General features: G+C 36.7%; 26 protein-coding genes. 22 read left to right on the forward strand and 4 right to left on the reverse strand.

The features are described 5' to 3' along the window. The first annotated feature begins 7 nt into the window (after window positions 1-7). From QUF99_RS14565 to QUF99_RS14605, 9 genes are all read left to right on the forward strand, one after another. On the forward strand, window positions 8-649 hold the full coding sequence (locus QUF99_RS14565; RefSeq protein ID WP_289370939.1) for a response regulator: 642 nt from the start codon (window positions 8-10) through the stop codon (window positions 647-649). A gap of 88 nt (window positions 650-737) precedes the next feature. Next, window positions 738-1,592 (forward strand): MurR/RpiR family transcriptional regulator, encoded by an 855-nt coding sequence (locus tag QUF99_RS14570; RefSeq protein WP_289370940.1) that lies wholly within the window; start codon window positions 738-740, stop codon window positions 1,590-1,592. A gap of 34 nt (window positions 1,593-1,626) precedes the next feature. After that, complete coding sequence (locus tag QUF99_RS14575; RefSeq protein ID WP_289374791.1) at window positions 1,627-1,860, forward strand: hypothetical protein; 234 nt, start codon at window positions 1,627-1,629, stop codon at window positions 1,858-1,860. A gap of 152 nt (window positions 1,861-2,012) precedes the next feature. Continuing rightward, the gene (gene gntK / locus QUF99_RS14580) at window positions 2,013-3,551 is read left to right on the forward strand and encodes a gluconokinase (protein WP_289370941.1); all 1,539 of its coding nucleotides are present in this window, start codon (window positions 2,013-2,015) and stop codon (window positions 3,549-3,551) included. Window positions 3,552-3,565: 14 nt separating this feature from the next. After that, window positions 3,566-4,915 (forward strand): GntP family permease, encoded by a 1,350-nt coding sequence (locus tag QUF99_RS14585; RefSeq protein ID WP_289370942.1) that lies wholly within the window; start codon window positions 3,566-3,568, stop codon window positions 4,913-4,915. A gap of 18 nt (window positions 4,916-4,933) precedes the next feature. After that, window positions 4,934-5,833, forward strand: a complete 900-nt coding sequence (gene gnd / locus QUF99_RS14590) for a phosphogluconate dehydrogenase (NAD(+)-dependent, decarboxylating) (RefSeq protein WP_289370943.1) — start codon at window positions 4,934-4,936, stop codon at window positions 5,831-5,833. Window positions 5,834-5,984: 151 nt separating this feature from the next. After that, entirely contained in the window at window positions 5,985-6,521 is a 537-nt protein-coding gene (locus QUF99_RS14595; RefSeq protein ID WP_289370945.1) for an NADPH-dependent FMN reductase, read from the forward strand. A gap of 336 nt (window positions 6,522-6,857) precedes the next feature. Then, complete coding sequence (locus QUF99_RS14600) at window positions 6,858-7,337, forward strand: SRPBCC family protein (protein ID WP_483298601.1); 480 nt, start codon at window positions 6,858-6,860, stop codon at window positions 7,335-7,337. A gap of 41 nt (window positions 7,338-7,378) precedes the next feature. After that, window positions 7,379-7,813, forward strand: a complete 435-nt coding sequence (locus QUF99_RS14605) for an SRPBCC family protein (protein WP_289370946.1) — start codon at window positions 7,379-7,381, stop codon at window positions 7,811-7,813. Between the two features lie 125 nt (window positions 7,814-7,938). Here the strand turns inward: QUF99_RS14605 and QUF99_RS14610 are convergent, their stop codons facing one another. Together QUF99_RS14610 and QUF99_RS14615 are read right to left on the reverse strand one after the other, a co-directional pair. Further along, entirely contained in the window at window positions 7,939-8,361 is a 423-nt protein-coding gene (locus QUF99_RS14610; protein ID WP_289370947.1) for a DUF1801 domain-containing protein, read from the reverse strand. Between the two features lie 271 nt (window positions 8,362-8,632). Then, complete coding sequence (locus QUF99_RS14615) at window positions 8,633-9,406, reverse strand: Cof-type HAD-IIB family hydrolase (protein WP_289370949.1); 774 nt, start codon at window positions 9,404-9,406, stop codon at window positions 8,633-8,635. Between the two features lie 645 nt (window positions 9,407-10,051). On the opposite strand from QUF99_RS14615, the gene QUF99_RS14620 reads away from it, so the two are divergent. The 3 genes from QUF99_RS14620 to QUF99_RS14630 all read left to right on the forward strand — a co-directional run bounded on the left by QUF99_RS14620 (window position 10,052) and on the right by QUF99_RS14630 (window position 12,174). After that, the gene (locus QUF99_RS14620; RefSeq protein WP_289370950.1) at window positions 10,052-10,399 is read left to right on the forward strand and encodes a PadR family transcriptional regulator; all 348 of its coding nucleotides are present in this window, start codon (window positions 10,052-10,054) and stop codon (window positions 10,397-10,399) included. Continuing rightward, window positions 10,386-11,384, forward strand: a complete 999-nt coding sequence (locus tag QUF99_RS14625) for an HAAS signaling domain-containing protein (RefSeq protein ID WP_289370951.1) — start codon at window positions 10,386-10,388, stop codon at window positions 11,382-11,384. The genes QUF99_RS14620 and QUF99_RS14625 overlap by 14 nt, the downstream gene beginning before the upstream one ends. Before the next feature lie 469 nt (window positions 11,385-11,853). After that, on the forward strand, window positions 11,854-12,174 hold the full coding sequence (locus QUF99_RS14630) for a hypothetical protein (protein WP_289370952.1): 321 nt from the start codon (window positions 11,854-11,856) through the stop codon (window positions 12,172-12,174). 92 nt (window positions 12,175-12,266) lie between these two features. On the opposite strand, the gene QUF99_RS14635 is transcribed toward QUF99_RS14630, so the two are convergent. Together QUF99_RS14635 and QUF99_RS14640 are read right to left on the reverse strand one after the other, a co-directional pair. Then, on the reverse strand, window positions 12,267-12,542 hold the full coding sequence (locus QUF99_RS14635) for a hypothetical protein (RefSeq protein WP_289370954.1): 276 nt from the start codon (window positions 12,540-12,542) through the stop codon (window positions 12,267-12,269). Window positions 12,543-12,758: 216 nt separating this feature from the next. Further along, the gene (locus QUF99_RS14640) at window positions 12,759-14,234 is read right to left on the reverse strand and encodes a protein adenylyltransferase SelO (protein ID WP_289370955.1); all 1,476 of its coding nucleotides are present in this window, start codon (window positions 14,232-14,234) and stop codon (window positions 12,759-12,761) included. Between the two features lie 586 nt (window positions 14,235-14,820). Between QUF99_RS14640 and QUF99_RS14645 the strand changes: the two genes are divergently transcribed. The 10 genes from QUF99_RS14645 (at window position 14,821) to QUF99_RS14690 (ending at window position 25,677) form a co-directional block, all read left to right on the forward strand. Then, window positions 14,821-15,243, forward strand: coding sequence for a YfmQ family protein (locus QUF99_RS14645; protein WP_289370956.1), 423 nt, complete (start codon window positions 14,821-14,823; stop codon window positions 15,241-15,243). A 223-nt stretch (window positions 15,244-15,466) separates the two neighbouring features. Then, window positions 15,467-15,601, forward strand: coding sequence for a hypothetical protein (locus QUF99_RS14650; RefSeq protein ID WP_289370957.1), 135 nt, complete (start codon window positions 15,467-15,469; stop codon window positions 15,599-15,601). A gap of 13 nt (window positions 15,602-15,614) precedes the next feature. Beyond that, complete coding sequence (locus tag QUF99_RS14655) at window positions 15,615-15,836, forward strand: YdbC family protein (RefSeq protein ID WP_289370959.1); 222 nt, start codon at window positions 15,615-15,617, stop codon at window positions 15,834-15,836. A gap of 502 nt (window positions 15,837-16,338) precedes the next feature. Further along, window positions 16,339-16,896, forward strand: a complete 558-nt coding sequence (locus QUF99_RS14660) for a YdcF family protein (RefSeq protein WP_289370960.1) — start codon at window positions 16,339-16,341, stop codon at window positions 16,894-16,896. Window positions 16,897-17,194: 298 nt separating this feature from the next. Continuing rightward, window positions 17,195-18,148 carry an ABC transporter ATP-binding protein gene (locus QUF99_RS14665; RefSeq protein WP_289370961.1) on the forward strand — a complete coding sequence of 318 codons (954 nt, stop codon included), beginning with the start codon at window positions 17,195-17,197 and terminating at the stop codon, window positions 18,146-18,148. 3 nt (window positions 18,149-18,151) lie between these two features. Continuing rightward, on the forward strand, window positions 18,152-19,663 hold the full coding sequence (locus tag QUF99_RS14670) for an ABC transporter permease/substrate-binding protein (protein ID WP_289370962.1): 1,512 nt from the start codon (window positions 18,152-18,154) through the stop codon (window positions 19,661-19,663). Between the two features lie 217 nt (window positions 19,664-19,880). After that, entirely contained in the window at window positions 19,881-21,308 is a 1,428-nt protein-coding gene (gene arcD, locus QUF99_RS14675; RefSeq protein WP_289374654.1) for an arginine-ornithine antiporter, read from the forward strand. A gap of 207 nt (window positions 21,309-21,515) precedes the next feature. Then, entirely contained in the window at window positions 21,516-21,776 is a 261-nt protein-coding gene (locus tag QUF99_RS14680; protein ID WP_289370964.1) for a LemA domain protein, read from the forward strand. 249 nt (window positions 21,777-22,025) lie between these two features. Beyond that, entirely contained in the window at window positions 22,026-23,837 is a 1,812-nt protein-coding gene (locus QUF99_RS14685; RefSeq protein ID WP_289370965.1) for an AAA family ATPase, read from the forward strand. Next, window positions 23,827-25,677, forward strand: a complete 1,851-nt coding sequence (locus QUF99_RS14690) for a hypothetical protein (protein ID WP_289370967.1) — start codon at window positions 23,827-23,829, stop codon at window positions 25,675-25,677. Before QUF99_RS14685 ends, QUF99_RS14690 begins: the two co-directional genes overlap by 11 nt. Window positions 25,678-25,984 lie beyond the last annotated feature (307 nt).

Genomic DNA, 25,984 nt, shown 5'->3' on the forward strand with positions numbered 1-25,984 from the left:
AAACGCGTTGAAAATTAAACTATTGCTTGTAGAAGATCATCATATTGTTCGGAGGGGGCTCGTATTCTTCTTAAACACGAAAGAGGAATTTGAAATTATAGGGGAAGCAGAGAATGGGGAAGAAGCGTTAGCGTTTGTTCAAAAAGAAAGACCAGATGTAGTATTAATAGATGTATCAATGCCGAAAATGGATGGGATTGAAGCGACAAAACGGTTGAAGCAATATGACGCTACAATTAAGATCCTTATGTTAAGTAGTTTTTCAGAACAAGATTACGTCTTGCCAGCACTGGAAGCTGGTGCGGATGGCTATCAACTAAAAGAAGTACAACCAGATCAACTTGTTGCTTCTATTATTGCGGTGTATCAAGGTAATACAAACTTTCATCCGAAAGTAACACCTACTTTATTAGGTCGATCAGTAGTGAAAGAGGAAAAGCAAGATAGTTTTTCTATGCTGACAAAAAGAGAAAAAGAAGTCCTTCGTGAAATTGCGAAAGGAAGAAGCAATAAAGAAATTGCAGCAGAACTTCATATTACAGAACAGACGGTGAAAACACATGTCTCAAATGTACTTGCTAAACTAGAAGTAGATGATCGGACGCAAGCGGCATTGTATGCTGTGAAGCATGGTATTGTAGAAAAATGAACGAAAATACATAACAATACCAAATAAAGGTTTTTCTTCTTTCAATAATTAGGTACAATAAAGCTACTATGGAAGGGGAAGATACATCATGCCTGGTACAAAAGCTGGAATAGGGAAGATTCAGGCTTCATTAAATGGTTTATCGCCGAAGCTTCGAAGTATTGCTGAACATATTATTAAGCATCCGCAAGATGTTGTACATAAATCGATTACGGAATTAGCTGAAGTCACGAGTAGTTCAGAAGCAACGATTTTTCGCTTATGTAAGCACCTTGGTTTTCAAGGCTTTCAAGATTTAAAAATTACATTAGCTCGTGAAATTGTGCACACACCCATGCAAAATATTCATGAGGAAGTGTCTGCAGAAGATGATATGGTAACCGTTGCTAAAAAAGTTTTTCATTCGCATATTACAGGGTTACAAGATACATTACATTTATTGAATGGTGCAGGGTTAGAAGAAGCAATAAGCCTACTACAAGCAGCTGAACGCATTGAGTTTTATGGAAATGGTGGCTCAGGTATTATCGCGATGGATGCTTATCATAAGTTTATGAGAACAGGGATTTCATGTATTGCTCATGTCGATTCGCATTTTCAAATTATGGGGGCAGGCTTGCTTACAAAGGATGCTGTCGTGATTGCGATTTCACATTCTGGTAGTAATAAAGGGTTACTGGAAGCCTTAGAAGTAGCAAAATCAAGAGGAGCATGTATCATTGCGATTACAAGTTATCAAAAATCAGCGCTGAGCCAATTAGCTGACATTACATTATACACTTCAACGCGTGAAACAGAATTCCGTACAGAAGCAAGTTCATCGCGGTTAGCGCAGCTCAGTTTATTAGATACTTTATATGTGGGATTGTCATTACAACGACAAGAGGAAACACTGCAAAATTTACAAAGTATACGAGAAACTATTTCAATGAAGCGAATATAAAGTGAAAGCAAATAATCCATGGGAATGAAGTCTCATGGATTATTTGCTTTCACCAATCGTTTTTTTTACGAACAGTGTAACTTCACATCATTTCCATGCTTTGTTACATATAGCTATTTTTTTATTTATTTTAGACACTTCAATCGCAATACCGATTCCTAAAGCAAGATTATCCGTAAGTAAACCGAAAGATACTCCTAACGCTGTTCCTATACCTATCCCAAGACTCATTGCGTCATTGTTCTTTTTATCATTAGCAATGTTTTAGTTTTTTAAAATCTCTGGATTTAGGATAGATGATGATAATAATGAAAAAAATTTTCTTTATATAACTTGATTTAAGGAAAAAAATTTTATATACTAATTCATGTAAACGGTTTACTAGATTATATTTTGCTAGAAACGAAGGGAAGATTCAGTATGAAAACAAGGGGGAGAGTTATCGGGATTGATATCGGCACAACAAGCACAAAAGCGGTTGTTTTTACAGAGAGAGGAAAGGTTGTTGCATCTCATGCAATTGATTATCCGATTATCCAACCGAATGTAGGATGGGCTGAGCAAGATCCTAATGTAATATGTTCTGCTGTATACAAAAGTGTAAGCGTTGCCATCGAAAAGGGTAATGTATTACAAAAAGACATTTCTTCAATTGGTATTAGTACAGCAATGCATTCGTTAATTGCTGTAGATAGAAATGGTGTCCCGCTTACTCGCTCTATTATTTGGGCTGACAATAGAAGTGTTGGGCAAGCAGAAAAATTACTGCAAGAGATGAATGGACATGATATTTATAAACGAACTGGGACCCCGATTCATCCAATGTCACCACTGTCTAAATTATTGTGGATGAAAGAAGAAGAACCGGAATTATTTTCAAGAACGTATAAATTCATTTCTATTAAAGAATATGTAATCTATCAGTTATTTTCGCAATATGTAGTTGATTACTCTATTGCGTCTGCTACCGGATTGTTTTGTTTAGAAACACTAGACTGGGATCAAGATGTATTAAAACTATTAAATCTGTCGTCAGAACAATTATCGAAGCCAGTACCAACGACTTACATATTAGAAGGTATGAAACCAGAATTAGCAAAAAGAATGGGGATTCATAATGAAACACCTGTTGTCATTGGAGCCAGTGATGGTGTTCTTGCAAATGTCGGTGTTGGGGCAGTTTCACCTGGAGAAGCGGCAATCACAATTGGAACAAGTGGTGCTGTTCGAACGATTTCTTCGAATGTAAACACAGATGAAAAAGGCAGAACGTTTTGTTATGCGCTTACGGATCAGCATTGGGTAATTGGTGGACCAACGAATAATGGTGGCATTCTACTGAGATGGTTACGTGATGAATTTGGAAGCCCGGAGCAAGAAGTGGCAAGGAAATTAGGTATTGATCCGTACGATTTATTAATTCAATATGCTGAACGTGTACCGGCTGGAGCAAATGGGTTGCTGTTTTTACCTTTCTTATCTGGAGAACGTGCTCCGTATTGGAATGCGAATGCTCGCGGGACATTTTTCGGTATCAATCTTCAGCATAAGCGAGAACATTTTATTCGAGCTGTAATGGAAGGGGTTTGCATGAGTGTCTTTTCAGTAGCACTCGCGATTCGAGATTCAACAGGTCCACTTTCTGAAATTCGTGTTTCAGGGGGCTTTGCGAAGTCAGCATTTTGGAGACAAATGTTGTCCGATATGATGGGGAAAGAATTACTTGTTCCTGAAAGTCATGAAGCATCTGCATTGGGAGCCGCAGTACTTGCTTTATACGCAACAGGAAAAATAGATTCGCTTGAAGAGGTAAAAGAATGGATTGAAATTGTACATCATCATGTACCAAATAAAGAAAATACGGCTTTGTATTTAGAGATGTTTTATATGTATGAACGGCTTTACACTCGTTTGAAAGATGAATTCGATGTAATTGCTGATTTCCAACGTAAACATTAGGGGGAATGGGAGAAATGGAAGTTGGAATAGTCTTAGCGGCTGTTGTCATATTACTCTTGCTTATTACAGTGGTAAAATGGCATCCGTTTGTCGCGTTAATTGTAACAGCAATCGGTGTAGGGCTAGCAATGGGGATGCCGCTTATTGCTACTTCACAAAAAGATCCTGGAATTATTGATTCCATTAAATTGGGTCTTGGAAATACATTAGGCTTTTTAGCAATCGTCTTAGCGTTAGGAACAATGCTTGGGAAAATGATGGCAGAGTCTGGCGGCGCAGAAAGAATTGCGAATACATTACTAGCACGTTTTGGAAAAAAACGCGTGCATTGGGCTATGATGGTTGTCGCATTTTTAGTTGGGATTCCAGTCTTTTTCCAAGTGGGCTTTGTTTTATTAATACCATTAGTTTTTACAATTGCGTTAGAAACAGGAGTTTCACTCATTACAATTGGGATACCACTTGTAGCAGGTCTTTCTGTTGTACATGGTCTTGTTCCACCGCATCCAGCTGCAATGGCTGCAGTTGGAATCTTTAAAGCAGACGTAGGGAAAACCATCTTATACGCTTTAATCGTCGGTCTTCCGACAGCTATCATTGCAGGACCACTCTATGGAAAATGGATTGGCGCCCGCATACATAAGAAGGTACCATTAGAGGTAGCAGAGCAGCTTGGAGAGCGTGATACAAAGAAAGAACTTCCGGGTTTTGGAAACACATTATTTACAATTTTACTGCCGGTATTATTAATGTTAAGTGCATCAATTGCTGAGGTGGCATTAGAAAAAACAAGTCAGCTTGCACAAATATTACATTTTATTGGAGATCCTGTCGTTGCATTATTAATTGCAACAATCTATTCATTCTTTAGTCTTGGATATGCAAAAGGATTTTCAAAAGATAAAGTTTTACAATTTACAAATGATTGTTTAGGACCAATTGCAAATATTTTACTAGTCATTGGTGCAGGTGGTGCATTCAATAAAGTGCTTCTTGATTCGGGAATTGGTACCACGATTGCTGAAATGGCAAAAGAATCTCACATTTCACCGATATTATTAGGGTGGGGGATTGCGGCACTGATTCGTATTGCAACAGGATCAGCCACTGTTTCGATGATGACAGCAGCAGGCATTGTAGCTCCAATTGCGGCAAGTATTCCTGGGGTAAATGTAGAATTGTTAGCACTTGCGACAGGAGCAGGATCACTCATTTTATCTCATGTGAATGATTCTGGATTTTGGATGATTAAAGAATACTTCGGAATGACGATTAAAGAAACATTATTAACATGGACGGCAATGGAGACGATTCTTTCTGTTGTTGCTCTTGGACTTATTTCGTTATTAAATCTCATTGTATAGAATAGGAGTTTGATGGATATGAAACTAGGTTTAGTAGGATTAGGAAAAATGGGCTTTCCATTAGCAGAGCACTTACACGAAGATCAGCATGAGGTTGTTGTATATGATGTAAACAAAGAGCTTGTTGAAAAAGCGCAGCAAACGGGCATATCTGCTCATTATACACTAAAAGACATGGTGTCAGCACTAGAGGCACCGCGTGCGATTTGGGTTATGGTACCAGCTGGAGAAATTGTGGATTCGGTACTAAGTGACTTATATCCACTGCTCGATCAAGGTGATATCGTAATTGAAGGAGGTAACTCTTTCTATAAAGATACACTGCGCCGTGCTGAAGATGCGAAAAGTTTCGGTCTTCACTATATGGACATTGGAACATCAGGTGGTGTAGAAGGTGCACGTCATGGTGCCTGTTTAATGATTGGTGGAGAAAAAGAAATCTTTGATAGATTAGAACCACTGTTTAAAGATTTATCGGTTGAAAATGGATATTCATACGCAGGGCGCGTTGGAAGTGGGCATTTCTTGAAAATGGTTCACAATGGTATTGAATATGGTATGATGCAAGCAATTGCAGAAGGGTTTGAAGTGCTAGATAAAAGTGATTTTGATTTTAATTATAAAGATGTAGCAAATGTATGGGCAAACGGATCTGTTATCCGAGGCTGGCTAATGGATTTAACAGAAAAAGCATTCTCTGAAGATCCAAAGCTAGAAGGCATTAAAGGTGTAATGAATTCTTCAGGAGAAGGAAAATGGACAGTGGAAACAGCGCTTGAATTGCAAGCTTCCGCTCCAGTTATTGCAATGTCATTGTTTATGCGCTACCGTTCTCAAGAAGAAGATACATTCCACGGGAAAGTTGTATCAGCCCTTCGTAATCAGTTTGGCGGACACGCTGTTGTGAAGAATGACTAATGGATATAAAAAGGAACTCATACGAAAGTATGAGTTTCTTTTTAATATTTTCATACTATTTTCTTAAAGCTTTTCCGACTTTTTATTGTTTTATATATAGAATTTTCTGGTAATATAGAAATTGAACTTAAAACAAAGGGGAGAAAATAACATGAAATTAGTTGTAATTAATGGAACACCACGTAAATTTGGTAGAACGCGTGTCATTGCAAAATATATTGCAGAGCAATTTCAGGGGGAATTATATGATTTAGCTGCGGAAGCACTACCTCTATATAATGGAGAAGAATCACAACGCGAATTAGAAGCGGTGACAAAATTAAAAACATTAGTAAAAGAAGCTGATGGTGTAGTTCTTTGCACACCTGAATATCATAATGCAATGAGTGGTGCACTTAAAAATGCGTTAGATTTCTTGAGTAGCAGTGAATTTGTTCATAAACCAGTAGCTCTATTAGCAGTTGCAGGTGGCGGAAAAGGCGGTATAAACGCGCTTAATAGCATGCGTATTGTCGCAAGGGGCGTATATGCGAATGCGATTCCAAAACAAGTTGTATTAGACGGTTTATACGTGCAAGATGGTGAGCTTAGTGAGGATGCAAAACCATTAATTCATGATCTTCTAAAAGAGTTAAAGGTTTATATGAGCGTATATAAAGAAGTGAAAAAGCAATTAGTGGTTGAGTGATAAGCATTCGTTTTGCTGTGAACCGGAGGATGAACTTTCAAGAGCTAATGGTCTATTATCCATTGGCTCTAAGATTAATATGAAAACGATTCCATCTGATGTAGTTCACAGAGTAGTAATGTGAACTAGCGAGAGGTTTTGAGAAAAATTATCGTGCTTATCGAAAATAAGGTGGGGAATGAAGATGATCACACATTTTACAGAGGTAAAAAACGATGAGGGTAAACAAAGTATTAAAATGTTCATTTAAACAAACGTACGTTCTTGTTTTTCATTTGAGTTTCGTTGATAATAATACATATAGAAAACGATTTGTATGAAATGGAGGGATTTATAATGATACCTATTACAATACCTGATCTTTCGTCAAGGCCGTTTCATCTGAAGGTTGAACGCCTGATGGATGCATCGCCAGGCGTGCTTTTCCGAGCTTGGACGAAACAATTTGACCATTGGTTTGCAGAACCTGGAACGATGTTAATGAAGGGGGAAGTCAATACGGTCTTCTTTTTTGAGACAGTTTACAAACCCGAAACGCATAGTGAGGCACAGCGTCATCCCCATTACGGACGATTTCTGAGACTTAAGCAAGACTGTCTCGTCGAAATGACGTGGGTTACTGGTGCTGGGGGAACAAAGGGAGCTGAGACCGTTGTCACAGTTGAACTTGGACCTTTTGGCAATGGCACAAAACTACACCTTACGCACGCAGGATTTCCAGACGAGGAGTCAAAGAACCAGCACGAACAGGCATGGCCAATTGTGCTTGAACAGCTAGACAGGTGTATGAGAGAACGGGCCAAATTTCATAAATAATAAGAGATTCATTACATACATCGAAAGGGAGTAATTTAGGTATGAATAACCTTACGAAATTTAAAATATTAAAGCCAGCTAATGAAGTATTTGAAGCCTTCGTAGATCCTGCAAAAATCGGGAACTTTTGGTTCTCTTCGAGTTCTGAAAGATGGGAACAAGGTAAAACCGTTACCCTGAAATATGATGAATACAATGCTCAAATAGATATAGAAGTAATGGAAGTCGAGATGAACAAGAAAATCGTGTTTAAGTGGGGTGCAAATGGGGACGGACATATTGTTACGATTTCGCTAAAAGAGTTGGAAAATTCGATTACACTTATTGAAGTTAATGAAGAAGGTTTCAATGAAAATGATGATAATTTAATAAATCAATTGCTAGATAACAAAGAAGGTTGGGTTTTCATGTTGACCTGTTTGAAGTGTTATTTGGAGAATGGCATTAATAATTTAAGAATAGGGTTAGTTAAATAACATGTTGTCTAAAAGGAGCCTTTGGGCTCTTTTTATTATATCTTTGCACCAGAACCCTAAAAACAGGTATTTTGACATGTATTCAAAATACCTGTTGCTTCATTCATTCGATTGCTGTACACACATTATTGATTTGGATACGTTTCTTTTAAAAAACTTATAGATTGTTTGATTAGTGCTTTTAGAACGTCAATATCAATGTCTTCCACTTTATTGATGTATACACACGATTTTCCAGACGTATATTTTCCAAAGTCCTTTAATAGTTCTTCACGTTTAGGGTCACCAGTTGCAAAATATAAGCTAATTTTGGCTTTTCGGGGTGAAAAGCCTACTAATGGTGCATCACCTTCATGACCGGATGCATATTTATAATGGTATGTACCAAATCCAATAATACTCGGTCCCCACATCTTTGCTGTATAACCTGTTGTTTCAGTAAATATATCTAATAATTGATATGCGTCTTCCCGTTTTTTAAGGCTGTCAACATTTTCAATAAACTCAATTACACTATTGTTGGTTTCTGTTGTTTTGAGTTTGTACATAATAGAGTCGCTCCTTTTTAGATACAAGTTTATCACATACGTAATTATAATACAGAGTGTGAATCAAAGTCACAGAACCTCAGGCAGGGTTTGAAAAATGAATGTAAACTTTTACATATTAGTTTACATTCAAATCCCCTTAATCATTGACTTTATCTCGATACCCCTAATATCCTCAAAATTAGCAAGAAAAATATACATTCAAACCACTATAGTTATAGAATTAATTAAAATGAAAAGAGTTCCTTATAAAAAACTCCTTAGGTAATGGTTAAATTATCCCATACCTTTTTAATGCAAACTCGATTCCGTCTTCACTTGACTTTTTAGTTACGAAATCTGCTACTATTTTTAATTTTTCATTCCCATTCCCCATGGCTACACCAAGTCCTACTAATTCCAACATGTCTATGTCATTCTCTCCATCACCAAATGCAATAGCCTCTGATTTATCAATGTCAAAATACTGTAAAACTTTTATTATAGCTAAAGATTTAGATACCTCTTCTTGTAATACATTCAATACAAAAGGATGCCATCTTTTAAATGTTAGATGCGGAAATTTATGAATGTATTTCTCAACCGTTTCGTCAGTAGCATACAAACACATTAAGTATACCTCTTGATTATAAATCAGTTGATTTATTGCAGGATAATCATTCAATGACAATGTTTCCTTCAATGCATTTAATATTTTAGTATCTTTTACACCGTTCATGCTAAAATCTTCAGTGAAAAATGATAGGCCGTGATTCTCTGTGTACGCAAACTCAAACACTTCTTGAATTATATTTGTATCTATCGGCACTTTATGAATCACCTTTTGATTATGTTTCACGTACGCTCCATTTGCTGTGATGAAAGTATCTACTCCTAATTTTCTTATTTCTTCGCACATAGATAACGGTCTTCCTGTTGCTGCTACCACTCTTAGACCTTTGTTTTTTAATGCTTTTATTGCTTCTTTGGTATTATTTGAAATACTACCATCTTCATGGTGCGTAATAGTTCCATCAACATCGAAAAATACAATTTTGTAATCCATAAAAATCCTCCTTAGAAAAATCGGATGAAAAACGATTATAGGAAAGTTTGCACCTTAAAATAATGCCCATTAACAAAATTCTAGTTTATTTACTGGTATAATCATCAAAACAAGAAAAATATTCCTATATTTTAATACTTTAAACTTGAATATAATATCACGCAATACTTCTAAAGATTATCCCAGTAAAGTACCTGAATAGAACTACTTCTGGACTATAAGTAGTTTTCCTTAACTAGTGGGTAGGCGACGACAAGAAGGAGGTCTTCCCATGAGAATTATAAGGACAGTCAGGTAGACAGAGTTAGCGTATTCTATGATCTTATGGACAACTAAGTTAAGTCAGTAAAATGTGCTTACAGAGGATTGTCCGTAATGAAACAAAATTTTAATGAAGAATTTAAAACAATGGAACAAAGTAAATGAAATATAGCCTTCTGAAAAGGTAAAACAAAATAATGAAATGATAGAAAAAACAACGTATGAATACAAACGTTGTTTTTTTGTGTACTTTCTTACTAATTTTCCTGTTATTTCTTAAAAGATTATTTAATTTCAAATGATGTTGTAACAATAATGGTGTATGATGCATAGTATAAGTTGTATACTGTATGACATATAGCAAATGAAAAATGAGGTGGGTGAATGAGTACATTATTGAATTCATTAACGACAGAGCTTAGGAGAGGAACGTTGACACTAGCTGTTTTAAGTCAATTACGAACACCCCAGTATGGATATTCACTTGTTCAGTTATTGGAGGAATCGGGCATAATCATTGATCAAAGTACCTTATATCCATTACTTCGCCGATTAGAAAAACAGGAGTTAGTGACGAGTAGTTGGGATACATCTGAGAGTAGACCACGTAAGTATTATATTTTAAGTGAATACGGGTTAGATATTTTTTTGCAGTTAAAAAGGGAATGGATTACGAATTCAAAAAAGCTCTATAGCTTATTAAAAGGGGAGGAAGACGATGAATCTGATTGAGATTTATATTCAAGAAGTTACTCGGAGGCTGCCTGAAAAAAATCGTGAGGATATTGCTCTTGAGTTACGGTCAACAATAGAGGATATGCTACCTGATAATTACAGCGAAGAAGATGTAAAGACGGTCCTTGAAAAATTAGGGAATCCAGCAACGTTAGCTAGTGAATATCGAGATCAGCCAATGCACCTCATTGGTCCTCGCTATTTTGATGTATATGTTACGTTATTAAAGATGATTTTACCCATTGCCGCTGTTATTTCATTGATATCGATGATTGCTGAATATTTGATTGGGTATGGTGGAGAGGAAGCATTAATTAATGTTGTATTGACTATTATGGGCGAAGGAATCGGGAGAATCATTGAAGCAGGGATCCAAGTCTTTTTTTGGCTAACACTTGTTTTTGCCATTATGGAACGAACAGATAAAGGGAAAGATGGTAAACCATATAATATAAAGTTTACCAAATGGACACCTGATGATTTGAAAAACATCCTTTATATTCCTAAGAAAAAAGCTATTACGAAGTTTGAAGTATTTGGAAGTTTAATGTGGACTGCGATATGGGCAACTCTTTATTTTTATGCGAATCATCTCGTAGGTGTATATGAGGGAGGCGGAAACAGACTTGAATTCGTGACTCCAGCTTTAAATCCGGAAGTTTTACTTTGGTATTGGCCAATCGTTCTTGTTGTGATCGGTTTCGAAATAGCATTAGCTCTTTATAAATTAATAAAGGGACAATGGACGAAAAGAATGGCAATATGTAATACTGCCCTCCAGCTAATTGGAACCATTGTATTCATTGTCATATTAAAAAATCCGAATGTAATGAACCAGGATTTTATTACGTATATGACTGATTTATTTACTATTACCGCGAAGCAATTTGAAACGCGGATAGTTGGCGGTGGAATTTTTATCTTTATGTTTTCTGCAGCCATCAATATATTTGATGGCTTCCGCAAGGCTAGAATTCGTTAATTGGTACTTGCTTATTAAAGTAACGGGGGCATTATTGGAATAAGAAAGAAAAAATAATCGAAATTTTTTATAAAAAAATTATTCAATTGAAAACAGAGCATGTTTTAATCCAGCTTTTTTCTAAAACATGCTCTTTCTGTTTGCTCTTATATCAAGGTTATTAGCGTTAATTTAATCAAACTTTATTTCAAAGCTACAGCAACGTCAAAAATGTTTTTTCATATCATTGATACAGTTGCTGAATGGGAACGTACGATAAAGCAAATTTGCAATATTACACAAGTGAGTCGTTCAGTGTTATATTGTGAGATTAATAAGAGGAATTTGAAAATGAATAAATAATGTGTCTATGAATTAATTAACGAATAAAATTTATAAAACAGTGGAGCATGTCACACTATAAAAAATTACTTGGGTGAATATTGATGATGATTTTTGATGAACATTCTTGAAAAGGGAGTAATTTTATATGAATTCGATAAATGTAAATGGAAATATCTATTATATTGAATGTGTTCCTTTCGAAGATAAGAGTGAGCAGGACAAGGAGGGATACTATGAATATTTTTACAAAGGAATCCATATATCGTTTCACTCCGACAAAGAAATAATAAAAGCCACAATCTATGACGGAGAAGACGAAATATATTTCTTAAGAAACCCGATTCTTGCTTTTGGTGAAGATTTTGAAGCGATAAAAGTATATGTAATTAAAAAATTTGGTGTAAATAGATTTAAGTTTCTGGGTGGGGAAAAAGGCTATACGGAGTTATACAAATTTAATTTATAATAAACACACCAAATAAGTTGGTTCATAATTTTATGAGCCAACTTATTTTAAATATTATTAATAGAAATTTTTCTCTTCTTGCATTCTTCAATCTATGGCTTATTCCATAACAATGGCATTACCATGTAAAAAACTACAATTAAACCAAGTAAAGAACCACAACTAAAAAGAGTTATTTGTCCAAACTTATTATTTCTACTAAAGAAAGCCAAGATAAAAGATAAAATAAACGTAATTCCAAAAGCAAATATCAGAATCTCATCATTTATAACACTATTTCCAGCAAAAAGATAAACTCCTAAAGTAACTATACTCATTACAAATATTGTAAATGACAATATACCAAAATCACTTCTTTTTTCTTTCAAAATAACACACTCTTGAAGTACTTCTAAAAATTTATATAACTTTTGAATCATAGGGCATTTAAATGTTAGTTATGCTTGAAGATGGGGACTTCTTTCGGGAAGTACGTTAAACTATGTTCTTAAAATGTATCTATAAACTAAAATAATGCTACCTCCAGTAAAGGAGTAGCATTATCTTGTACTGAAGCAGAAAGAACCATCCCTAATGCCTTTATATCATGTACCGCAAAAGGTTCGGTAAGGACGGGTTGATTGCACAGGCAGTGTGGCGTAATCAGCCTGTTCGGGGGAATGCGCGTAGGGGCTTGAAAGAACATCAAGAAGCCGCTCCATCACGCTGTAATCTCCTTGTTTCACTGCGGCTTCTAGAGCAGCTTCTACCCGGTGGTTCCGAGGGATTAGCGCAGGATTGCTGTTTCGCATCAACTGATGCGAGGAGGCTTTCGATTCCTGCTGCCTGCCTAGTCTCGCATGCCACTGCTCATGCCACTGAGCAAATTCTGGGGTCCCAAACAGGACCGTATCATCCGGCGTATCGAAAGTTAATGCGCGGAAGGTATTGGTATAGTCCGCACGATACTTCTGCATCATACTGAGAAGGTCTTCAATAAGGGATTCATCCTGCACTTCTTCGTTAAATATTCCTAATTTGGCTCTCATTCCCGCGAGCCAATTAGAGTGATACAACTTAGTGAAGTCTGAAATCGCATCTTGGGCCCGTTTGACAGCTTGCGTCTGATCTACATGTAGCAGCGGCAATAGGGTTTCAGCAAATCGCGCGAGATTCCACCCGGCAATATGCGGCTGATTGCCATAGGCATAGCGGCCTTGAATGTCAATGGAACTGAATACCGTTGCCGGATCATAGGTATCCATGAAGGCGCAAGGACCATAATCAATGGTTTCTCCACTAATGGCCACGTTGTCGGTGTTCATCACTCCGTGAATAAAGCCAACAAGTTGCCATTTGGCAATCAGCACGGCCTGACGCTTAATCACTTCCTGAAGTAGGAAAAGATAGCGGTTCGGGGCAGCGTCAACATCTGGGTAATGTCGTTGCAATGTATAATCAGCCAGGACCCGGAGATCCTGAACGGTGCCCCATTTTGAAACATATTGAAAGGTGCCGACGCGCAAATGACTTGCAGCTACACGGGTCAGAATTGCACCAGGCTGGTCAGTTTCACGGATAATTGATTCACCGGTTGTCACTACCGCTAGGCTACGGGTAGTAGCAATACCAAGCGCATGCATTGCTTCGCTGATGATGTATTCGCGCAGCATCGGTCCAAGTGCCGCTCGACCATCACCCCGGCGGGAGTATGGAGTTTTACCAGAACCTTTGAGCTGAATATCAACTCTCTCATCTAGGGGAGTGATCTGCTCGCCAAGTAGCAGAGCCCGGCCGTCCCCTAACAAGTTAAAACGCCCAAATTGATGCCCCGCGTAAGCTTGAGCAAGAGGCAAAGCACCTTCGGGAATCTGGTTGCCAGCAAGCACTGCTACGCCATCTTCGCTTTGCAGCGCCTGGACGTTCAACCCCAGGGATGTTGCCAACGGATAATTGAGAATGATCAACTTGGGTGAGCGTACAGGGGTTGGGCTCTGGCTGGTAAAAAATGATTTCGGCAGACGGGCATAACTGTTGTCTAAGTTCCATCCTGTTTCTATTATTTCTTTTCTCTTTGTCATCGTATCTCCTTTTCTTCTTTTGTCTTTTTATCCCGCTATTTGCGGGCAGTAATACCTCCATCTCAAACTTCGGTGAAAACAAAGAAGATAGGTGGAGGATAAAACTGCCTGTAAAAATCCGATTCGTTCAACTAATAATCAGTGGGGGATGAAAAAATCACTGATTAAAGTTTCACTTTATACCCTTGTTTTTTCTTTTACATAAAACAAAATTTGTTATGAAAAGATCTTAAAACAGGTCCTCTTCTCTTGTCTCTTAGCCATATTTTAAGGAAAAAGATCAAAATTATACTCAAATCGCTTAGAGTAGTAAAATCAATTTTTTACCATGCCGAATTTTTCTTAGCATATGTTTTTGTTAAAATGATATTAATTCTCATAATTTAATATGAAAAATGTATACTTTTGTTTTGGAGCACTTGCTTAACCTTAGCTTGATGGATGTGTGGCGGGACCCCGATTTACCGTTGACACTTCCTTATAACTTTACCAAATTTCACATAATGTTCAAAAATTAACTAATTGCACTATGATAATATGAGTTATGTAATAATATTATTTTAGAACGGAATGGAGATGATAAAATATGACGACCTGGTTAATACTTTCGTTGATTCTTATGGGTTGTATTAAAATAATAGTGACGTGTCTTCCAACCTCTGTTGTGAACTCGTTTGTCAGCAAATTTGAATTGCATCCAAAACTTAATGACGCGACTGTCACCGTAACTATCGACGGAAAACGCTTGGAAGGTGAAGATAAAATTCAAGTTATTAATCATTTTAACCAAGCGATATTTTTAGAGAGACATTATTTTCCTCCAAAGAGCAGTGGGACTCCATTGGTTATTGATACTAAGAGGGGCAAAAACGATGTTAGGTTTTCTGTGTACAGTTACAACGATCACGTTGATGTAGTCAAACAGTACAAGAAGAAAGTAGTCGCGTATAGTCTGCGTTCCAATAGCCTTCAAAAACGTTCTATGTTAGTAACGGGAGATTTAGTTTAAAAGGATCGTCAAAGAGACGGTCTTTTTTTACAAACTCATTATAAATACTGATAACTGGTACTCTTTTTCCATAGAAATGTAATGTTTGTGAACATAGAAAAAAGTAAACAAAAGCCAGCTCGCATGAATTGACTTTTGTTAGTTTATAGGGCTTCTTGAAAACATTATTGAACAGTGACAAACTTTTTGAAGAATGCTGTACGCGCAGATTTGTTGTATACGTATGGATTGGAGGTATTTACTCTACCTGGCGGGGAAGTATGTTATTGAACGAACGGATACTTTAATTGAAGAAGAACTACATCTCGATGTAAACTTAGAGAATGTAGCAGAACAAAATGGTCAATATATACTGTAAGGGGGTAATAAAAGTGGCGGAAATCAAATTTGATATAAAAGAAACCTTAGGTGCTTTATCACAGTCCCCTAAAGGCTGGAATAAAGAACTTAACTTAATTAGCTGGAATGGTAAAGAGCCAAAATATGATCTACGTGATTGGGCACCGGAGCATGACAAAATGGGAAAAGGTGTAACATTGACGGCTGAAGAGTTAAAAGTGTTAAGGGATATCTTAAACGGTATGGAACTATAAAAGTATATCGGCACTTAAGGTACAGTCATAGTCTGTGCCTTTTTTAGTACATATTATCCATTGATTTGTTGGAAATTCACCTTTTCAATAAATTCAATGACTTTCTCATTTGGGCTATAAAAGAAAAAATCATTATTATTATGTAACGAAAAGTTTGCTGCAATACGCTTATTTTTAAGTATAGATTTAATTTTGGTAACATGGCCGCTTTTTATGTGAAACAAAATGTAAAAAAGGCGGAGAAACTTCCAGTAAATCCATCGTATGACGAGAGCCAAAATACAAAATCTATAAGGGAATCATATAAAAGAGGGTGTGAAACAATATGGGAAAAACGAAAGCGTTAGGATCAGCGAAACATAAAGGAAATCAGACGCAGTGCCATACGTCTTCTAAAAAAGCACGTAATCCTCAAAACGCAGGACAACGTAGTCACTAAAAAGTACTTCTGACTCCCTTTCTTTTTCTATATAATATAAAGAAAGGGAGTGTAAACTTATATATGAACAAATGGATTCTACTTTTTATTTTATTATTACCACCATTATACATTCTGTATATGACATATCGCATGAAAAAAGTTGCTTATGAGAAAGTAAGTAATTGCGCTCCGTATGTATTAATTTTAGGTGCAAAATTATTTGGAGATAAACCTTCTTTATCTCTTAAAAATCGATTGGACGTAGCTTTAATGTATTTGAATTCTCATCCAGAAACAAAAGTAATTGTATCAGGAGGACAAGGGGAAGATGAGGATATTCCAGAAGCTCACAGCATGCGAAAGTACTTAATGAACCATGACATTAAAGAGAGTCGTATTTTAATTGAGGATCGTTCGACAAGTACATATGAAAATATAAGGTTTAGCATGGATTTATATAACGTAACGCACGCAGTAGTTGTGAGTAATACATATCATCTATATCGAACAAAAATTATTGCTAAGCGTTTAGGAATGCAAATGGAGCCGCTCGCTGCCCCAACGCCAAGGCGCTCAAAGAAAAAAGCGTATATACGCGAATATGCAGCAATTATAAAATCAATAGTATTCGATCATTAGAGCTCAAGCACGGGCTCTTTTTTCATATATATAAATACAAATTAAAAAAACAACATAAAACCCTTCTTTTTAGGTGGGAGAGAGCATCCATTCATGCATAGAAGCGGTCAGATCCTTTTCCTGCCCCAGACACAGTGAAAACAAAGAGAGAAACCGAGTGCAGGTCACCTTTTGTTATCCATAGCCGCGGCTTATATGTCGGAAAATCAAAATGGATTTATATAGAACAAGCGTATCATTTGAAAATAAGACACGTTTCCATCAGAATGGAAGAAACAACAGTAAGGGAGTTGTATTTGTGATTCGATTTGAACACGTTTCAAAGAAGTATGATGATGGAACGAAGGCGGTAGACTCGTTACATTTAGAAATAAAAAAAGGAGAGTTTTTTGTTCTCATTGGACCGAGTGGTTGCGGAAAAACAACAACGATGAAAATGATTAATCGTTTAATTGAAACGACGGAAGGGTCCATTTCCATTGACGGAAAAGATATTAAAGATTATAACATTCATGAACTGCGCTGGGATATCGGTTACGTATTGCAACAAATTGCGTTGTTTCCTCATATGACAATTGCTGAAAATATTGCGGTGGTACCTGAGATGAGAAAATGGGACAAAGAGAAAATCCGAAAACGCGTCGATGAATTGCTGGATATGGTAGGGTTAGAGCCGAAGGTATATCGCGACCGTATGCCCGATGAATTATCAGGTGGACAAAAGCAACGTGTTGGAGTTGTAAGAGCATTAGCGGCCAATCCAAAGATTGTATTAATGGATGAACCATTCAGTGCGTTAGATCCATTAAGCCGTGAACAACTGCAACAAGATATTGTAAAACTTCAGAAAAAAATTCAAAAGACGATTGTTTTTGTAACACATGATATGCAAGAAGCGTTATCACTTGGTGATCGCATTTGTATGATGAGACAAGGGAAAATTGTGCAGCTCGATACACCAGAAGCAATCTTACATAATCCGGAAAATGATTTCGTAGAAGAGTTTATCGGAAATCGGGGCCGTCCATGGTATGAGGGGAAAATCATAAAAGATATATTGCCGCTTGAAAAAATAGAAGATGAACCAATAGGTGTTACTCCTCTTTCCTCACAATCATCGTTACAGGAGGCCCTGCTTCGTTTACAGACAGATAGGGCTGTGCCAATTGAACAGGATGGAAGTTATGTTGGAACATTAACAAGCCACCATATTGTCGCGTACATAGTCGGGGAAATGAAGGAGAGGGGCTAAACAGTGTCAGCATTATTACAAACTTTTCAAGAACGAAAACAAGAACTACTAAACGCACTTTTTGAGCACCTTCAAATTTCACTAATCTCTTTATTTTTGGCGGTGATTATTGCAGTGCCGCTTGGAATTATTTTAACAAGGCGTGAGCGAATTGCTGAATTTATTATTGGAACATCAGCTGTCATGCAAACCATTCCTTCGTTAGCATTACTCGGTCTTTTAATACCACTAGTTGGAATTGGAAAAATACCAGCAATTATCGCGTTAGTTGTGTATGCTTTATTACCGATTTTACGAAATACATATACGGGAATCCATAAGTTAGACGCATCGCTGATAGAAGCAGCAAGGGCGATGGGAATGAACGGGTGGAAACGGTTATGGAAAGTAGAGCTTCCGCTCGCACTACCAATTATTATGGCAGGTATTCGTACAGCGATGGTATTAATTGTCGGCACAGCAACTTTAGCCGCTTTAATCGGGGCTGGGGGACTTGGAAAACTCATTTTACTTGGTATTGATCGGAATGATCATGCTCTCATCGTGTTAGGGGCTGTACCAGCCGCATTGTTAGCTTTATTCTTTGATGGGGTACTTCGCACGTTTGAAAGCACGAGACGCTCTCCTAAGCGTGCCGTATTGGCAATTGGTATCGCAGTAGTTATTATCGCAGCACCATTTCTGTGGAATACGCAAAAGAAAGATATCGTGATTGCAGGAAAGCTTGGATCTGAGCCTGAAATTTTAATCCAAATGTATAAGCAGCTTATTGAACAAGATACCGATTTAGAAGTTGAGTTGAAACCAGGACTTGGGAAAACGGCTTTCGTATTTGAAGCATTAAAAGCAGGAGAAATTGACATCTATCCCGAATTTTCAGGAACTGCTTTATCTACCTTTGTGAAAGAAGAGCCGAAAAGCACAGACGGGAAAGCCGTATATGAACAAGCTCGCAAAGGCATGGAACAAAAATATAATATGTCCATGTTAAAGCCGATGGAATATAACAATACGTATGCGCTCGCAATGCCGAAAAAAGTTGCAGAACAATATAACGTGAAAACAATTTCGGATTTACGAAATGTTGCTGCAAGTGTAAAGACTGGATTTACATTAGAGTTTGCGGACAGGGAAGATGGCTATAAAGGGATACAAAAGCTGTATAATTTCCAATTTGCAAACGTAAAAACGATGGAACCAAAGTTACGCTATAGTGCAATAGAGTCAGGAGATGTCAATGTAATTGATGCGTATTCAACTGACAGTGAATTAGAGCAATACGGACTCCAAGTGCTTGAAGATGATAAAGGACTATTCCCACCTTATCAAGGAGCTCCCTTGCTGAAAAAAGAGACGCTACAAAAATATCCTGAGCTTGAAAAAATATTAAATAAACTGGCTGGGAAAATTTCGGATGAAGAAATGAGAAAAATGAATTATGAAGTTAATGTAAATGGTAAAAGTGCAGAAAAAGTAGCACAACAATATTTACAAAAAGAAAAGCTTATACGTTGAATTTTGCAAAAAATATACAAATAAATGGCTGAAAAAAAACCGTTCATCATAAAATGAATGGTTTTTTGTGCATACTTATACATTTTTTCAAAAAAGTATTCCCTTTTTGCTCATTTTCTTTTAGAATAAGTAATGTTTTCCTGAAAAAATATAATAGAAGCGTCTATTAGAGAAAAAGGTGACTTTAATAGTTGAACGGATGAACATAACACCTAGAATGACAGATGGGGTGATACCAATAGAAAAGAAATTAGGATTTTTTCCATTAATCGCACTGGTAGTAGGAACAATGGTTGGCGGTGGTGTTTTTAGTTTACCGCATGATTTAGCAGTAGGAGCAAATAGTGGTGCGACATTACTAGGTTGGTGTGTTACAGCGCTAGGGATGATTCCGCTTGCACTTGTATATCAATCGTTAGCACAGCAAAAGCCAGAGCTTGAAGGCGGCATTTATAGCTATGCGCGCGCAGGGTTTGGTGAATATATTGGTTTTAATAGCGCGTGGGGATATTGGCTTGCAGGTATTTTAGGGAACGTAGCAACGATTATGCTATTATTTAGTACGCTTGGATATTTCTTCCCTATTTTCAAAGGAGGAAATAACGTTGCTTCTATCGTAGGCGCATCTCTTTTATTATGGACACTGCATTTTCTTATATTAATTGGGATTCGTGAAGCATCCATTATGAACTTTATTGCGACAATCGGAAAGCTTGTTCCGATTTTATTATTTATTGTAATGATGGTTACTGCGTTTCGCTGGGATACATTTACACATGATTTTTGGGGAGAGGGAACAGTCACTGTTTCTTCTGTACTCGATCAAGTGAAAAATACGATGCTTGTTACACTTTGGGTATTTATTGGTGTGGAAGGGGCAGTCGTGTTATCTGGGAGAGCAAAAAATAGCCGTGATGTAGGAAAAGCAACAGTTTTTGGCTTAATTTCAGTTATGTCCATTTATATTTTAATTTCTGTCCTTTCAATGGGAGCTATGACAAGACAAGAACTTTCTGTTTTAGAAACGCCTTCGATGGGACATGTATTAGAGCATGCTGTTGGATCTTGGGGCGCATTTGCCATTAACATTGGACTAGTTGCTTCACTTATTGGAACATTAATTGGTTGGTTTTTACTCGTATCGGAAATTTCTCACGTAGCAGGAAAAGACGGTGTGTTCCCGAAAGTCTTTACGAAGACAAATAAAAAGCAGACACCACATGCTGCATTATGGATTTCGAATGGTGTCGCACAAACATTGTTTATTATCGTTCTATTTTCTGAATCAACGTATCAAATCATGTATTTTATCGCGTCTACATCGATTTTACTTCCGTACTTATTATCAGCTCTTTATCAGCTGAAATTAGTTGTGACGAAGGAACTGAAACATGCGAGGCTGAAAAATGGAATACTTGCTTTAATCGCATCTCTATATTCCGTTTGGCTTATCTACGCAGCAGGTTTAAAAAATTTATTGCTCGTTTCCATCGTGTATGGCATCGGACTTCTTGTTTATATGTTTGCTCGAAAGGAAAAGGGGAATCGATGCTTTACTGGTATGGAGAGATATGTCATGGTCGTGATTGTGATTGCAGCGATAGTGTCTCTATATATGCTTTTAACAGGTTATATAAAAATGTAAAAAAGTCCTTTAAAAAGGACTTTTTTATTTTGTAATGGATTTGAAAAGTGTCATCATATCAAATGTAGCGAGTAGTAATGAAAAAATAAATAGAATTGCTAATATTGTGTATGAAATGATATGTGGAGCATATTTCTTATGGTACTACAAGGAGTTTTGCTTCATTTGCAGAATATCTAATATATAAGATATTCAGGAGGGATGAGCATGGAAGAAAAAGAGCAGTTGTTACGAGTTATCGAACTGGCAAGTGATGTGCGGAAGGTATTAGTACAAGAATCGTTTTTTAACCATCATCCCGAATTAAGAGGGGCCATTGAAAACTTAGCTTGTTCTGTGGAGACGTTAGCAAATTTGCAATATAATCAAGATGAAAGCGCTGAGGATACGCTGCGCTATGTATTAGCTAAGATGAAAATTGCTCATAATGCCATTATGAAAGAGAGAAAAGCGTTCCCCTCGTACTAATGTGAATTTCGCTTTATCCCGCATTAACGGATAGTAAAATCACCATCTTAAGGTTCTGTAGGTTAGGTGCGGGATAAACTACTGATGAGTGCTTGATTGTTTCAACTAATTTTCAGTAGGGATGAAGGGAACCCCGACTGAGAAAAGTTTCACTTTATGTAACCTGACGGAGAACGTCAGGTTTTTTGTTTCTAGTTTTCTTTTGCGGTTCATACAATAAGAATAGTATGAAAAAAGAAGGTGAGTTAGTTGAAGCTACATAAAGCTCTTCATCCAAGTTTTATGAAACGAATGCACCATATGAGATTTATTGGAAAGTTTGTTGAAGGTGAGCAGAAGAAAGAAGCAGATACTTTTTTTGTTCAGTGTCTTTCCCCAGTGCCTTCTATATTGGCATCATTATTTGAAGGGGAACCATTTTTGTTTCAAGGGTTATATAACAATAAAAAAAACGAGAAAATTTTTGCGGATATGAAGAAAAGGAAGTTAGAAAAACAATTAGTTTTGTTTCGACTTTATTATGAGAGAGGGAGTCTGTACGTTGAAGTAATTTGTGCACAGCAGGGAGAAATTGCTGATGCATATAAAATTATCCCATCCCCGAGAATACCTGAATTAAAAAAGAGAGAAGCGTTTGAACGTAAACTTGGCAAAGGATATTTGTCTTTCCTTCTTCCAAAATTTCCGCATGATTTTGAAGTGCCAGAGTTGTTATGGTGTGAAGGAAGATTGTATGGGAATTTATCATTAAAATCTTCTATCAGTGCAATTGCCTATTGTGAGAACAAAAAAGAGAGTAAATATATAGAAATCGATAATTGGTCTAAGTATATCGAAACGGATGTAGATCATCATTTGTATTTTGTGCGTACAAATGTATATGAGCAACTAGTCAAGCGAATTGCAGAAGAGGGAAAGCAAATTGAAGTGATGGAGATAAGGAATCAGAAGGAAGATCAGGAATGGAATGAACGAGAATCTTCTTTTTTAAAGTATGTGCAGCAATTGGTTCATGAGAAAGGCTTATACTTAGATGAAACAGATATCTTTAATTTTCATATTAGTGTCAAAACAAATATGTTAACAATCATCGGCGGGATTCCGGGGATTGGAAAATCTCGTTTCGTGCAAGCGTATGCAGAAGCGCTAGGATTAACATTCGGGGAAGAGCTTGTATGGATTCCAATTTCACCATCTTATCAAGAACCACATGATATACTTGGATATCTTCATCCGAACGGAACATACATTGAAAGCGAAACAAAATTGATACGAACGCTACTAAAAGCAAAAGAGAATCCAAATCAGCTGTATATGATTGTTTTTGATGAAATGAACATGTCACATATTGAACATTGGTTTACACCATTTTTATCAATTCTTCAATTAGAGAAGAAGCATCGTGTTCTTTCCTTATACGAGACGGTTGCTGAAACGGAACAACACATTCCAGCAAAGATTGAAATTGGCGAAAATGTTATATTTGTTGGCACAGTGAATTTTGATGAGACAACGAAAGAGCTATCTGATCGCCTATTAGATCGAACAAACTTAATTACACTTCAAAAAATTCCATTTTGTGAAATCAATATGGAGCGGGGAAAAAATGTACAGAGTCCTTTTCCTATTACTACAGCAGAGTTCCGCAATCATTGGCTTCGTCATAAACCAATGATTGATGTTTTTTCTGAAGAAGAACTAGAGCTGTTAGATAAACTGCATGGAGTACTATATTCATACGATGCCTCAAAAGGAGTCTCATTTCGGTGCGCGACTGCGATTGCTACTTATTTACAAAATATACCTCTTCAAGACAATCAGTCCTATATGATAAGTCGAGAAGAAGGGTTTGACTTGCAGGTAAAGCAACGTATATTAACGAGGTTACGTGGAACAGAAATGACAATCGGTCCACTTCTTCGTGAAGATGGGAAGAAAGGAGCAGAGCTTGTCACATTGTTGAAATCACCACTTGCAAATTGTGTCTCTGCATTTGAACATTCCCTTGCGTATATAAAACAAAAGCGGCGTGAATTGGAGTTGTATGGGTATGCGAAATGAGGAGCAGTATGAGACGGAAATAATAGGGGCAAATGAGAATCTTCCATTTGTATTGAAATTAATCGTAGGTACAGAAGCAAAAGGAGATTTTATTTTCTTGAATCATCTTTGTACATCAACAAATGAAATGTCACAGTGTGTATATAAAGTACAGGAATTAAAACCTCTACGCCTTCATTTACATTGTCAGAAACCAGTTCGCGTCACATTTGTATGGAATAAAGTGTATGAGAGACAAAAAGACACGAAAGAATGGAAATATGAATTACATGAAAAACAGTATAGGGTATTACTATATGAACATGGAAAAACAGATCTTTTTTATCCATGGCGCTGTGGACTCTATCATTTTGAAGTACAAGTGGAAGAAGACATATATTATGGTGCTTTTCAAATCGTTCCGAAAAACTTTTTTGATGATCAGTTTGAAGCCATTCAAAATTCTGTGAAGTCGATTCTAAATGAAATCATTTTAGATCGAGGCTACTATAAAAAGACATTCTCAGCACTCACTGATATTGAAGATTCCTCTTATTTAGTATTACTTCGAATGCTCCCGCAAAAAATGAAAAAAATAAAGCAGTTATTTGATGAGGTTGAGGAGAGGACAAAATATAACTATGTATATCAATGGGAGATAAGAGAACGGAAAACAACGAGAAAAAGTGTGATGATGAGTGAGAAGAAGCCGTATGAAAAACATTATAATCGCAGATTTATGGAACAAAAGGATACCTTGGAGAATGCCTTTTTAAAATATAAAATGAGAAAATTTCATGACACATTACTAGAAGTACACTCTTTTTTACAAAAAACGATTGAAAAATTAGAGGGTGCTAGAGATACAAAGAAAGAGGAACACCAAGCTGTAAAAACGATTATGCAAACCATTGAAAAAAATGGGTCTGTAACGGATCGAGATAAACAAAAATATCGGAATATACATTTGTTGAAAGAAGCCGATTTGCGAAAAATCTCTGTGAAAATACAAGAGTATAAAATACTTTATAGTATTTTATATCAAGCACTGCAGTATTTTCAAAGTCTATTATATTCACCATTTTGGAGAGATATCTCCGAAAAGACATATATAACTGCATATGCTTTACATGCTCCACATCGGCAATTGTTACATCACTTAGAAATTTTGCCGCATCATAATCCACAATCTCCATCTTTTTTATTTGTATATAAACCAACGTTTTTAGTCTATGAATATTACGCATTTTTTACTGTCATTTCCGTATTGCAGAAATTAGGGTTTAAAGATGAAATCCCGCTATCTGAGCAAATTCAAACGTACTTTTATTTAGATGGTTTACAAGATGGCACGACGGTTACTTTAGATCGTGAAAATATTAGGATACACGTTGCGTTTAATGAGCTCATTGAAACGCATCCCCTAATTGCACTTAGTAAAGGCAGTCATTTTTATAACGGGGAAGATACAAAGAAACCTGATATCCGCTTAGACTGCTATGTGAAAACGGGGGAGAAATACAAATATCAATCATCTATCATTATCGAAGTAAAATATAGTCCCATGTATAATATTTTTCAGTCAATTGGCAATACGAAAGCAACAGAACAGATGTACAAATATTGGTCAATCAAATATGTAGAAGAACAAGATGGAAAACGAATTTTTTACCGAAGGGCGATTTATGAAGTGATATGTGTATATCCAGGTAGTCATATGCACGGGAAAAAGATTGAAGCTGGCTGCGGTGTCTTTTTGCAATTATATCCATATAAAACAAAGCAAGGAGAAGAAAAATTGGCTGGAAAGCACGGACTTGTACAAATATTTGAGAGATGGTTAAAAAGTACAATGTTATAGTGCTTATTCAAAAAGGAGGAGAAAGAGAGCAGAGTAGTTCGAGGCGCGGAAGCCAGGAGGATATGGAGTGTAGATTGAACTACATGAGTACCGGAGTGGCCGACATAACGAAGAAATAGGGCAGCTATCTTTACCAGACTTTTTAAATATTTCCTTATAACAAAGAAAGCCAGCTCATATGATTTCTTCTCCAAATAAAATTTTATTCGGAAGTAAAATTCAGAAAAAATTAAACTTTCTCTCTTGTGTACTACTTATATAAAAGTAGACATATACTCTTTTGGTAAAGAGGAAGTTAGACCAATGT

It is taken from the genome of Bacillus sp. DX4.1, from assembly GCF_030348195.1.
Classification (GTDB): domain Bacteria; phylum Bacillota; class Bacilli; order Bacillales; family Bacillaceae_G; genus Bacillus_A.